10 protein-coding genes are annotated in these 12737 nt (G+C 71.0%); 6 read left to right on the top strand and 4 right to left on the bottom strand.

What is annotated here, in order from left to right:
• Positions 1 to 7: 7 nt before the first annotated feature.
• From holA to leuS, 3 genes are all read right to left on the bottom strand, one after another.
• The gene (gene holA / locus ABE487_RS03580; RefSeq protein ID WP_346443891.1) at positions 8 to 1054 is read right to left on the bottom strand and encodes a DNA polymerase III subunit delta; all 1047 of its coding nucleotides are present in this window, start codon (positions 1052 to 1054) and stop codon (positions 8 to 10) included.
• A 34-nt stretch (positions 1055 to 1088) separates the two neighbouring features.
• Entirely contained in the window at positions 1089 to 1625 is a 537-nt protein-coding gene (lptE, locus tag ABE487_RS03575) for an LPS assembly lipoprotein LptE (RefSeq protein WP_346443890.1), read from the bottom strand.
• A gap of 65 nt (positions 1626 to 1690) precedes the next feature.
• Complete coding sequence (leuS, locus tag ABE487_RS03570) at positions 1691 to 4444, bottom strand: leucine--tRNA ligase (protein WP_346452622.1); 2754 nt, start codon at positions 4442 to 4444, stop codon at positions 1691 to 1693.
• 102 nt (positions 4445 to 4546) lie between these two features.
• Here leuS and ABE487_RS03565 point away from each other — a divergent pair, with 102 nt between their 5' ends.
• A complete protein-coding gene (locus ABE487_RS03565; RefSeq protein WP_346452621.1) occupies positions 4547 to 6241 on the top strand; it encodes a diguanylate cyclase in 1695 nt (564 codons plus the stop codon).
• A gap of 69 nt (positions 6242 to 6310) precedes the next feature.
• Positions 6311 to 7645: an amidohydrolase family protein gene (locus ABE487_RS03560; protein WP_346443884.1), complete on the top strand. Its 1335-nt coding sequence runs from the start codon at positions 6311 to 6313 to the stop codon at positions 7643 to 7645.
• 1 nt (position 7646) lies between these two features.
• Here ABE487_RS03560 and ABE487_RS03555 read toward each other — a convergent pair whose 3' ends face one another.
• Positions 7647 to 8219, bottom strand: coding sequence for a DUF998 domain-containing protein (locus ABE487_RS03555; protein ID WP_346446589.1), 573 nt, complete (start codon positions 8217 to 8219; stop codon positions 7647 to 7649).
• Between the two features lie 185 nt (positions 8220 to 8404).
• Between ABE487_RS03555 and trxA the strand changes: the two genes are divergently transcribed.
• The 4 genes from trxA (at position 8405) to ABE487_RS03535 (ending at position 12720) form a co-directional block, all read left to right on the top strand.
• Positions 8405 to 9289 carry a thioredoxin gene (trxA, locus tag ABE487_RS03550; RefSeq protein WP_346446591.1) on the top strand — a complete coding sequence of 295 codons (885 nt, stop codon included), beginning with the start codon at positions 8405 to 8407 and terminating at the stop codon, positions 9287 to 9289.
• 106 nt (positions 9290 to 9395) lie between these two features.
• Complete coding sequence (locus tag ABE487_RS03545; RefSeq protein WP_346443879.1) at positions 9396 to 9866, top strand: DUF4442 domain-containing protein; 471 nt, start codon at positions 9396 to 9398, stop codon at positions 9864 to 9866.
• A 64-nt stretch (positions 9867 to 9930) separates the two neighbouring features.
• Complete coding sequence (locus ABE487_RS03540) at positions 9931 to 12000, top strand: bifunctional serine/threonine-protein kinase/formylglycine-generating enzyme family protein (protein WP_346443877.1); 2070 nt, start codon at positions 9931 to 9933, stop codon at positions 11998 to 12000.
• 45 nt (positions 12001 to 12045) lie between these two features.
• A complete protein-coding gene (locus tag ABE487_RS03535; protein WP_346446595.1) occupies positions 12046 to 12720 on the top strand; it encodes a DUF502 domain-containing protein in 675 nt (224 codons plus the stop codon).
• Positions 12721 to 12737 lie beyond the last annotated feature (17 nt).

Below are 12737 nucleotides of genomic sequence, written 5' to 3'. Positions count from 1 at the left end.
GCCGGGGTCAGGCCGCCAGCAGCGCGCCGGCCCGGGCGTCGGCGACCGCGATCAGCAGCCGCTCGAGCGCGAGCCAGGCGTCGGCCGGGTCGATCCCCGGCCGGCCGCGCCCCTTGGCGATCCGGTCGATCCGGCCGGCCTCGGCGACGAAGCGGTCCCAACGCGCAGCCGGGTGCCGCTGCAGCGCACGCCGGTAGCCGGCCTGGCGCGCGTCCCAGATGCGCTGGGCCTTGAACTCGGCCGCCATGTTGCCGCCGCGCACCTGGACCTGTGCCAGGCTGGCCGCGCGCGTGAGCTCCATGACGATCATGCCCATCAGCGCAGGAATCGCCGCGCCCTCGGCGCGCAGGCCCGCCAGCATCCGCGCAGCCTGCGCCGGCTGGCCGTTCATCGTCGCATCGAGCAGCCGGAACACGTCGTAACGCGCGGCATCGGCGACCAGCGCCTGCATCCGTGCCACATCCAGCGGCTGGCCGTCGGCCAGCAGCGCGAGCTTGTCGACCTCCTGCGCTGCAGCCAGCAGGTTGCCGTCGACGCGCTCGGCCAGCAGTTGCACCGCGGCCCGCTCGGCGGGCACGCCGCGACTGCGCAGGCGCGCCTCCATCCAGCCTTCGAGTTCGTGTGGCTTGACCTGCCAGGCGACGACCAGATGCCCGACCGCCGCCACCGCCTCGCTCCACTTGCCGCCGTGCTGGCGGCTCCATTCGCCGCCGGTGATCAGCAAGGTGACGTCAGCCGGCGGATCGGCGCAGAAGCCGGCGATGACCTGCGCGCCCTCCTTGCCGGGCTTGGTCGTGGGCAGGCGCAGCTCGACCAGCCGTCGGCTGGCGAACAGGCTCGGCGCTCGGAACGTGGCTTCGAGCGCGTTCCAGTCCACATCGCGGCCTTCGGGCTCGAAGACTTCGCGCTCGGACACGCCCTGGGCCCGTGCCGCGGCCCGGACCGCGTCGGCGGCCTCGAGCACACGCAGCGGCTCGGGGCCGGCGATCAGATAGGCCGGCCGCAATGGCTCGCGCGCCAGTTGCGCGGGCAGGCGCTCGGGGGTCAGTTCCACGGCGGGGACACGCCGCTGGCCGGGGCCGCCGCCATCAATTGCGCACGCGTTCCTGCGGGTTGCGGAACACGGCGTCGATGCGGCGGATGATCGAGGCGGTCATCTCGCGCTCGAGCTCGCGCGACAGCAGCTCGCGCTCGGAATCGGCGCCAATCGAGTCGGTCGGCAACGCAAGATAGTCACGCGCCAGCTCGATCGCCTGCTGGGGCACGATGTCCCGGCCGTCGGCGTCGCGCATCGTGAACACCACCGCGTAGCGCAGCGTGTACTCCTGCGCGCGGCCCTGGGCATCGAGGCTGGCCGGCAGCGACGCCCAGCGCTCGGAGCGGATGTCGAGCACCGCGACGTCGACCGCATCCTCCTCGGCGATCTGCGCGCCGGCCGCGGCCAGCGCGCGCTCCACAGAGCGCGCGAGCCGGCTGTAGGGATCGGACGAGACGATGTCCACAGGCCCCAGCTCCGCCGGCAGCGTCAGTGCGTTGCGCAGATGGAAGCCGCAGGCCGACAGGGTCAGCGCAAGAACCGCAGCGACGGCGGCCAGACGGAGGGAAACCGGGCGAAGGATGCTCATGGGCGGAGTCTGGACGAGGCGGTCTTGGCCGGCAAGCGGCGCGCGGACGCGCCGCCCCGGCAGGTTCAGGCGGCGACGATGTTGACGATCTTGCCCGGCACGACGATCACCTTGCGCACGGTCATCTGTGCCAGGAAGCGCGCCACGTTGGGCTCGGCCAAGGCCTGCGCCTCGACCGCGTCCTTGGCGGCATCGGCGGCGACCTCGATCGTCCCACGCAGCTTGCCGTTGACCTGGATGGCCAGGGTCAGCGCATCGCGGGCCAGCGCGGCCGGGTCGACGCGCGGGAACGGCTGGTCCTCGAGCAGTGTCTCGGGGTGGCCCAGCAGTTGCCACAGCGCGTGCGCGATGTGCGGGGTGATCGGATTGAGCAGCAATACGATCGTCGAGAAGGTCTCCTGCAGCAACGCGCGTGCGTTGGCGTCGTCGGCCTCGAATTTCTGCACATGGTTGAACAACTCCATCACCGCCGCGATCGCGGTGTTGAAGCTGTGGCGGCGGCCATAGTCGTCGCCCACCTTCTGGATCGCCTCGTGCAGTTGCCGGCGCAGCGTCCGCTGCGCCGGGGTGGCGGCGGCGACGTCGAAGGCGCCGGCCGGGCCGGCCTCGACGTGCCGCTGGACCTGCGTCCACAGCCTGCGCAGGAAGCGCGCCATGCCCTCGACGCCGGCCTCGTTCCATTCCAGCGACTGCTCGGGCGGGGCGGCGAACATCGAGAACAGGCGCACGGTGTCGGCACCGTACTTGTCGATCATCGACTGCGGATCGACGCCGTTGTTCTTGGACTTGGACATCTTCTCCACGCCGCCCACCTGCACCGGCGCGCCGTCGAGCCTGGACACTGCACCGACGATACGGCCCTTGTCGTCGCGCGAGACCTCGACGTCGGCTGGGCGGATCCAGTCCTTGCCGCCGTTGGCCTGCTCCCGATAGAACGTCTCGGCGATCACCATGCCCTGGGTCAGCAGGTTGCGGACCGGCTCGTCGCCCTGCACCAGGCCCGCGTCGCGCATCAGGCGATGGTAGAAGCGGAAGTACAGCAAGTGCAGGATCGCGTGCTCGATGCCGCCGATGTACTGGTCGACCGGCATCCAGTAATTGGCGCGCTCGTCGACCATGTCCGCAGCGCCGGGCGAGGTGTAGCGCGCGGTGTACCAGCTCGACTCCATGAAGGTGTCGAAGGTGTCGGTCTCGCGCTCGGCCGGGCCGCCGCAGTCCGGACAGGTGGTCTTGCGCCACTGCGGATCGGACTTGATCGGCGACTGCACGACGCCCGGGTTGGCGAACGCGCCCTCGACATCCTCGGGCAACAGGACCGGCAACTGGTCCTCCGGCACCGGCACCGCGCCGCAGGCCTGGCAGTAGATCACCGGAATCGGGCAGCCCCAGTAGCGCTGGCGGCTCACGCCCCAGTCGCGCAGCCGGAAGTTGACCTTGCGTGCGCCCTGCCCCTGCGTGCCCAGGTACGCGGCCAGCGCATCGAAGGCGCCGTCGAAATCCAGGCCATCGTACTGACCGGAATTGATCAGCACGCCGCGCTCGGTGTAGGCGCCGCGCTGCTCGATGCCGTCGAGATAGTCGCGAACCACCGCGACCGCCGCCGAGGTGTCGTAGGCATCGACCGACCCGCCGGCCAACGCGGCCTGGAACGGGTCGGCGTCGTGGGCAACGTCGCCGATCACCTCGCGCAACGCATCGCGTACTGCCAGCGGCACGATCACCGGCCGCACCGGCAGGCCGTAGGCCTTGGCGAACTCCCAGTCGCGCTGGTCGTGCGCAGGCACCGCCATCACCGCGCCGGTGCCGTAGCCCATCAACACGAAGTTGGCGACGTAGATCGGCACATCCTCGCCGGTGACCGGATGGATCGCCCACAGGCCGGTCGCCATGCCGCGCTTGTCCTGGGCCTCGAGCTCGGCCTCCGACACGCCGCCCTGGCGCAGGTCGGCCAGGAACGCGGCCAGCTCAGGATTGTCCTGCGCGGCCTTGAGCGCCAGCGGGTGCTCGCCGGCGATGCTCAGGAAGGTGACGCCCATCAGCGTGTCGGGACGCGTGGTGTAGACGGTCAGCGGGGTCGCTTCGCCGTCGACCGCGAAGGTGATCTCCAACCCCTCGCTGCGGCCGATCCAGTTGCGCTGCATGGTCTTGACCGAATCCGGCCAGCCCTCGAGCGTGTCCAGGCCGTCGAGCAGTTCCTGCGCGTAGTCGGTGATCTTCAGGAACCACTGCGGGATCTCGCGCTTCTCCACCACCGCGCCCGAGCGCCAGCCGCGGCCGTCGATGACCTGCTCGTTGGCGAGCACGGTCTGGTCGATCGGATCCCAGTTGACGACCGCATTGCGGCGGTAGGCCAGACCCTTTTTCATCAGCCGCACGAACATGCGCTGCTCGTGCACGTAGTAGTCCGGGCTGCAGGTGGCGAACTCGCGGCCCCAGTCGATCGCATAGCCCAGCGCCTGCAGCTGTCCGCGCATATGGTCGATGTTGGCGTAGGTCCACTTGGCCGGCGCGGTCGCGTTCTTGATCGCCGCGTTCTCGGCCGGCAGGCCGAACGCGTCCCAGCCCATCGGCTGCAGCACGTTCTTGCCGATCATGCGCTGGTAGCGGCTGATGACGTCGCTGAGCGTGTAGTTGCGCACGTGGCCCATGTGCAGCGCACCGGAGGGGTAGGGCAGCATCGACAGGCAGTAGTACTTGGGCCGGTCGCTGCGCTCGACGACCTCGAAGGCACGGGTGTCGGTCCAGAACCGCTGGGCGTCGGCCTCGACGCGGGTAGGCTGATAGGCGTTGGACGACGGAGCTGCGGGATCGCTGGACACGGACGGTTCTGCGGAGCGGAGGACAGCCGGCAAGCCTACCCCAGCGCCCCGGCGTCCGCCACGCAGGCCGCAGCGCCACCGGGCCGCTGCTAGACTGGCCTGATGTCTAGGACATCATCGCGCTCCCGATCCCGCGCCCTGCACCTGCCCGCGATCCTGCTGGCGTTCGTGCTGCTGGTGGGCGCCGCCGCCGCGGCGATCGACGGCGTGCGCGGCCTGGAGCGCGCGAACGGGTCGCTCGAACACAGCTACCTGGTGATCAACCTGCTGGTCGCCTCGGAGGCAGCGCTGCACGAAGCCGAGTCCAAGGCGCGCGGCTACCGCCTGACCGGCCGCGAGAGCTTCCGTCCCGAGTACGGCGACGCAGTGGCGCGCGCCAGCCAATCCAGTCGCCGGCTGATCGAGCTGACAGCCGACAATCCGTCGCAGCAGGCGCTGGCGCGCACCTTCGACGCCGACATGCAGCGGCACTTGAGCACGATGGAAATCCTGCTCGACCCGGTGCAAATGGCCGCTCTGCCCGACCAAGAACGCCAACGGCGGATCAGCGACAACGTGCGCCGCGCCACCGCGATGTCGGCATTGCGCCAGCAGATCATGGATGAGGAAAGCCGGCTGTTGGCCGAACGCCAGGTCACCAGCCAACAGCGGGCGACCTTGCTGGTGGTGTTCATCGTGCTGGCGTTCGTCGTCGCGCTGGGTCTGCTGATCTTCATGCTGTGGAGCCTGTGGCGCGAAAACCAGCGCAACCGCCTGCTCGAGCGCGACGCGCGCAACGCAATGCGCGACCTGCACGCGCTGTCGGAACAGCGGCACACCCAGAGCGAGTACGCGGGCATGCTGCAGAGCTGCCAGAGCCGCGAGGAGATCGTCGCGCTGACCACGCGCGCGGTCGTCGAGCTGGTGCCCGGCGCCAGCGGGCGTTGCTACCTGGCGCGCCCGTCGCAGAACTTCCTCGAAAGCGCCGCCACCTTCGGCGAGCATCCGATCAGCCACGAGGACACCGTCACCCAGGACGACTGCTGGGCCCTGCGCCGCGGCCAGCCGCACTACCTGCGCGGCCGCAGCGGCGGGCTGCGCTGCGCGCACATCGATCGGGACGTGCCGCTGGACGGCGTGTCGACCTTGTGCGTGCCGCTGATCGCGCAGGGCCAGTCGCTGGGCATGCTGCACGTCAGCGCGGCGAGCGATGCGTCGAGCGGCGACAACGACGCCGCGATCCTGGCCTCGCTGTCGGAGCAGATGGCATTGGCGCTGGCCAACCTGCAATTGCGCGAGACCCTGCGCACGCAGTCGCTGCGCGATCCGCTGACCTCGCTGTTCAATCGCCGCTATCTCGAAGTGAGCCTGGCGCGCGAGCTCCAGCGCTGCGAGCGCCGCAACCTGCCGCTGTCGCTGATGATGCTCGACGTCGACCACTTCAAGCGCTTCAACGACACCCACGGCCATGCCGCGGGCGACGCCGTGCTCAGCCAGGTCGGCCGGCTGATCCAGGCCGGCGTGTGGACCGAGGACATCGCCTGCCGATACGGCGGCGAAGAGTTCACGGTGGTGCTGCCCGAACTCGACGCGGCGAATGCGCGCGTACGCGCCGAGCAGATCCGCCGCGCGGTCGAGATCTCCAGCCTGCAGCACATGGGGCAGACCCTCGGCCCGGTGACACTGTCGATCGGCATCGCGACCTTCCCCGCCAACGGCACCACGCCCGAACTGCTGCTGCAGGTCGCCGATGCGACCCTGTATCGCGCCAAGGCCGAAGGCCGCAACCGCGTGCTGCACGCCTCGCAGACCGACTGAAGCTGCGGCACAGGCCGCACGATCGTGCTTCAATCCGGCTTCCTGTCCCGGCCGTCCGGAGCCCGCCGCATGTCCAGCCGCTTCCGCCTCACCGCACCGTCCCCGGTGCTCGCCCTGCTCGCCGCCGCCCTGCTCGCACCGGCCGCGCAGGCCCAGGACCGGACCGCGCTGCAGTGCGAGCGCCTGTTCGATGCGCGCAGCGGGCGCGTGCTCGGCGCGCATACGGTCGTGGTCGCCGACGGCCGGATCGAATCGGTCACCGCCGGTCATGCGGCCTCGGCGGAGCCGGCACGCACGATCGCGCTCGCTGGACGCACCTGCATGCCCGGCTGGACCGACCTGCACGTGCACCTGGGCTCGCAGTCCGGCCCGCAGAGCTATTCGGAAGGTTTCCGCCTCGACCCGGTCGATTTCGCCTACCGCTCGGTTGGCTACGCGGAAAAGACCCTGCTCGCCGGCTTCACCACGGTGCGCGATCTCGGCGGCGAAGTCGCGCCGCATCTGCGCGATGCGATCGAACAGGGCCTGGTACGCGGCCCGCGGATCTTCGCGGCCGGCAAGTCGATCGCCACCACCGGCGGCCATGCCGATCCCAGCAACGGCTACAACTCGATGCTCTCGCACCTGCTCGGCCCGCCGGGACCGACCGAAGGCGTGATCAACTCCATCGACGACGCCCGCCAGGCCGTGCGCCAGCGCTACAAGGACGGCAGCGACGTGATCAAGATCACCGCCACCGGCGGCGTGCTCAGCTACGCCCGGTCCGGCGATGCGCCGCAGTTCACCGTCGACGAAGTGCAGGCGGTGGTCGACACCGCCAAGGACTACGGCTATCGCGTCGCCGCGCATGCCCACGGCACCGAGGGCATGAAGCGCGCGGTGCTGGCCGGCGTGACCAGCATCGAACACGGCACCCACATGGACGAGGAGGTCATGCGACTGATGAAGCAGCGCGGCACCTGGTACGTGCCGACCATCTACGCCGGGCGCTTCGTCGCCGACAAAGCGCGCGAACCGGGCTACTTTCCCGAGGTCGTACGCCCGAAGGCGGCGACGATCGGTGCGCAGATCCAGGACACCGCAGCGCGCGCCTACCGCGCCGGGGTTCCGATCGCGTTCGGCACCGACCAGGGCGTGGGCCCGCACGGCGACAACGCGCGCGAGTTCGTCTATATGGTCGAGGCCGGCATCCCGGCGGCGTACGCGCTGCAGTCGGCGACGCTGCATGCGGCCACGGTGCTGGGCGTCGACGACCAGGGCCTCGTCGAAGCCGGGCGGCGCGCCGACATCATCGCGATGCCCGGCGACCCGGTCGCCGACATCAATGCGGTGCTGGCGGTCGACTTCGTGATGAAGGCCGGCCGCGTGTACCGCACGCCGGACGCATCGGTAACGCGCGACTGAGTCAGCCGGCCCGGCGCGGCAACCGCCACGCCAGCCAGGCCGTCCAGCCGCACCAGGCCAGCAGCAGCACGCGGTCGGCCGCACCGGCGGCCGCGACCGCCGGCAACGCCAGCGCGACCATGACCGCGAGCGTGGCCAGCAGCGAGACCAGCCGCACACCCGGCACGACGACGACGGCCAGGCCCGCGCCGGCGCCGAAGGCCAGCGCCCACAGCATCCACGCGCTCGCATGCGCCCGGCTGCCGCCACCGTCGAGGTCGCCGGCATCGAGCGGCAGCGCGCCCTGCAGCGCGAACAGCACCGCCGCGAGCAGCCACAGACGCAATGCGATGCCGACGGCCAGGCCCGCGTCCGGCCACCAGCGCGCGCGCGCGCGCCACGCCACCGCGGCCAGGGCGAGGCCGGGCAGCACGAACGCGAGCAGATTGAACACACCCGCATGCGGCAGCCCGTGCGCGCCTGGCAACGCCAGCGGCAAACCGGGCGCCAGGCCCACGAAGCGCGCGAAGCCGAGCATCGCCAGCCAGGTCGCGGCATGCGCCACGAGCACCGCCCCCAGCGATCGCCATCGCACCGATCTCACCATCCGCCCCACTCCGGCCTTGTCCGGCCCGGATGATAGGCCCCGGCACGCCACCGCGCCGCTGTCGACCAGGGTCACGACAGGCTGCACTCGAGGTCGCGCTTGTATCCTGCGCAACCGTCGCCACCTCTAGTCGGGCCGCTCCGGCGGCTCCCCGATCGCAACCGGAAAACCGCATGCTCCTCAACGGCCAAGCCCCCACTCCCGAACGCTCGCCTCATATCGTCGATGTCACCACCGAGACCTTCGAGTCGGCGGTGCTGCAGGCCTCGCTCGAAGTGCCGGTCCTGGTGGACTTCTGGGCGGAATGGTGCGGCCCGTGCAAGACCCTGGGTCCGGTGCTCGAAAAGCTGGCAGCCGAGTACAACGGCGCCTTCATCCTGGCCAAGGTCGACGTCGACAAGGAATCGCAGATCGCCGCGGCATTCCAGATCCGCTCGGTGCCCACGGTCTTCCTGATCGCCGGGGGGCAGCCAGTGGACGGCTTTCCGGGCGCGCTGCCCGAAGGCCAGTTGCGCGAGTTCCTCCAGCGGCACGGCATCGTGCCGGCCGAGGGCGACGCCGCGTCGCCCGAGGAGGCCGCCCTGCTCGATCCGCAAGCCGAAGTCGCGCGCCTGCGCGAGGCAGTGGCCGCCGAGCCCGACAAGGCGGAGCTGCGGCTCGACCTGGCGCTGGCGCTGCTGCAGACCGGCGCCGCACAGCAAGCCGAAGGCCTGCTCGACGGGCTGCCGGCCAATCTCGCCACCGACGATCGCGCCGTGAAGGCCCGGGCACGTCTGGAGTTTGCCGCGCTGCTGGTCGACGCGCCGCCCGCCGATGCCTTGCAGGCGGCGATCGAACGCGATCCTGCGGACCTGCGCGCCCGCCATCTGCTGGGCGTGCGCCAGATCGTCGCTGGGGATGCGCAAGACGGCCTGGAGCAGTTCATCGAGATGCTGCGCCGCGACCGCAGCTTCGAGGACGGCCTGCCGCGCAAGGCGCTGATCGACGCATTCCGCATCGTCGACGACGCCGAACTCGTCGGCCGTTACCGCAGGAAGATGGCCTCGCTGCTGTTCTGACAGCGCGACGCCGCGACGCCCGCATCGGTCCGCCCCGGTGCGGGCGCCGCGCAAACATACAGGTGCGTATGGTAGTGTCCGAACGTCCTGGCCACGTCCCTCGTCCATGTCGCCGCGCCTCGCCCGCCTGCTGTTCAATCTCTGGCCGCCGTTCCTGTTCACCGGGATCCGCGTCACCGCGCTGACGCCCGGGCTTTCGCATGCCCGGGTCGAGCTGCGCCGGCACTGGTACAACCGAAATTACGTCGGCACCCACTTCGGCGGCAGCCTGTTCGCGATGACCGACCCGTTCTGGATGCTGATGACGCTGCACGCGCTCGGCGACGACTACGTGGTCTGGGACAAGGCCGCCGAGATCGAATTCATCCGTCCCGGGCGCGGCACCGTGCACGCCACCTTCGATCTGGATGCGGCGACGGTCGAGGCGATCCGCGTGGCGACCGCGCACGGCGACAAGCACCTGCGCTGGTTCACCACCGACGTCGTCGACGCTGCGGGCGAACCGGTCGCCCGCGTACGCAAGCAGATCTATGTGCGCCGCAAACGCGACCGCGGCAGCGCCCCCGCACCTGCCTGATCCGCGCACGCCACGCCCCAACCCATCGACCGCTCGGTATGCTGTAGCGCCACGGGGAAGACGCATGTCGCAGACCACAAGCGGATACGAGTCGCCTGCGCTGCCGCAGATCGCGGGCTATCGCCTGCTGCGCGTCATCGGCCACGGCGGCATGGCGACGGTGTACCTGGGCACGCAACTGTCGCTGGGACGCGATGTCGCCATCAAGGTCATGCGTCCCGAGACGCTGGCCGATGAGGTCAGCCGACGCCGGTTCGAGAACGAGACGCGGACGATCGCGCGCCTGGAGCATCCCAACATCGTCGGCATCCACGACGTCGGTCGCACCGCCGACGGGCTGCCCTGGTACGCGATGCCCCACCTGCCGCATGGACACCTGGGCCAGCGCGACCTGCGCGGCGACCAGGCCCGGGTCCGCACGGTCCTGCACGCCCTGCTGTCGGCGCTGGCCTATGCGCATGCGCGCGGGGTGATCCACCGCGACGTCAAGGCCGAGAACGTGCTGTTCGACGAAACCGATCGGCCGCTGCTGGCGGACTTCGGCATCGCACTGCGCCGCGGCTACGGCACTCGGATGACGATGGTCGGGCTGGCGGTGGGCAGCACCGCATACATGGCGCCCGAGCAGGCCCGCGGGCAGCAGGTCGACTTCCGCGCCGACCTCTACAGCGTCGGCGTGCTGGCCTGGGAAATGCTCACCGGCGCACTGCCGTTCGAGGGCGAGGACGCGCTGTCGATGGCGCTGGCGCACGTGCAGAACCCGGTGCCGCGCCTGCCGCCCGAGCTGCGCCACTGGCAGCGGTTCCTGGACCAGGCGCTGGCGAAGTCGCCCAAGCGGCGGTTCGCCGATGCCGGACAGATGTTGCGGGCGCTCGGGCAGGTGCCCCAGCGCGATGGCGAGGCCCGGATCACCGGGCAGATCCGCCGGATCGGCCGCGGCGGGCGCCGCCTGTTGCCGTGGCTGGCGCTGCCGGTCGTGCTGCTGGCCGGCGTCGGCGTCTGGCGCGCCTGGGAGCGTCCCTCGGCCACGACCGCGGCGGCCGACGAGGCGGCGCCGGCCGCATCGAGCGCGAGCGCGCCGCCGGTCGCGCACCAGGCAGCCGCCAACGGCGACGCCGATGCCGATCTCGCACCGCAGGCCGATCCCGACGCGACGGCGGCCGCCGCCGGCATCGAAGCCTCGCAGGCCGCGCCGGTGTCGGAGGCCGACCGCCACCTCACCGCCGCCGAGCGCCTACTGCGGGCCGGACGGCTGGCGGCACCGCACGACGACAACGCGCTCGAGCGCCTGCGCCGCGCGCGCGCAGCCGATGCCCAGCACCTGGGGCTGCCGTCGCTGACCGCGCGCGTCTTCGCCGCGGTCGGCAGCCGCGCCGGGACGCTGATCGCCAGCGGCGACGACGACGCGGCCACCGAACTGCTGCAGGCCGCACGCGCACATGCCGGCAGTGCCGAGGAGGTCGCGGCGCTGCAACCGGTGCGCGCGCAGGTCGCCGATGCGATCGAGGCGCGCGTCGCCGACGCCGTGACCGCGGTCGATCGCGACGACGCGATCGCCAGCCTGGCCGCCGCCGACGCCATCGGGCTCGATACCGCGACCAAGGCGCGCCTGCGCCGCGAGGCCCAGGCCATTCCCGACCTCAACGCGCTCGCAGCCAAGATCCCCGGAGGCGCTCGGGTGGTGCGCAGTGGCGACACCAGCTTCGCGATCGCCAACGCGCCGGTCAGCCGCGGCGATTACGCGGCCTTCGTCGCCGCGACCGGGCGCAAGTCGGCGCCGTGCCGCGCGCGCGGCTCGGTGCTGCGTGCGCTGGCGCCGCGCGACTGGGAGTCGCCGGGCTTCGACCAGGGGCCGAACGATCCGGTGGTGTGCGTGTCCTGGCACGACGCGCTCGACTACGCACGCTGGCGCAGCGAACGCGAGGGTCGCAGCATCGTGGTGGCCTCCACCGCACAAGGCGCCGCGGCGCCTGCGTCCGCCGAGGGACCGGCGGAGTGGCGCAGCGACTGCGCGGCCGCATGCAAGGATCGCATCGCCGCCGGGCGCAGCCGGCGCGACGCGCTCGACAGCCGCGCCCTCGACCCGCGGCGCGGTTACGACGACGTCGGCTTCCGGCTGGTACATCTGCCATGACTTCCCGGGCATGATGACGCCCCCCTTTCGCTTTGCGGATCTTTCATGAGTGCCCACTCCCTGGGCGGGCGCCTGCAGCGCCTGTTCCTCACCGGCCTGTTGACGCTGCTGCCGATCTGGCTGACCTGGATCGTCGTCAAGTTCGTCTTCGTGCTGTTGTCGGACATCAGCACCCCCTGGGTGGTGCCCCTGGCGCACGGCATCTCCGCCGCGTTCCCGGCCCTGAGATGGATCAACGTCGCCTCGGTGCAGGCGACGGTCGCGATGATCGCGACGATCGTGCTGATCCTCGCCGTCGGCTGGCTGACGCGCCGGGTCATCGGGCAGCGCATGCTCGGCTGGCTCGACGCACTGGTGCGCCGCATTCCGTTGGCCAACATCATCTACTCGAGCGCACGCAAGCTGCTCGACATCCTGCAGACCAAGCCTGACGGCACCCAGCGCGTGGTGCTGATCGATTTCCCGCACAGCCAGATGAAATCGGTCGGCTTCGTGACCCGGGTGATCCGCGAACAGGGCACCGGCCGCGAGCTCGCGGCGGTCTACGTGCCGACCACGCCCAACCCGACCTCGGGCTATCTGGAGATCGTGCCGCTGGACAAGGTCACGCCGACCGACTGGACCGTCGATCAGGCGATGAGCTTCATCATCTCCGGTGGCGCGGTCGCGCCCGACACCATTCCTTTCGAGCCGCCGCCCACGGCGGCGCCCCCCCGCTGAGTCCCGTGCCGACACGT

This window comes from Luteimonas sp. TWI596 (genome assembly GCF_039674105.1).
Lineage (GTDB): Bacteria > Pseudomonadota > Gammaproteobacteria > Xanthomonadales > Xanthomonadaceae > Luteimonas.
The sequence above is the reverse complement of the archived record's forward strand: the minus strand, read 5'-3'. Positions and strand labels throughout refer to the sequence as shown.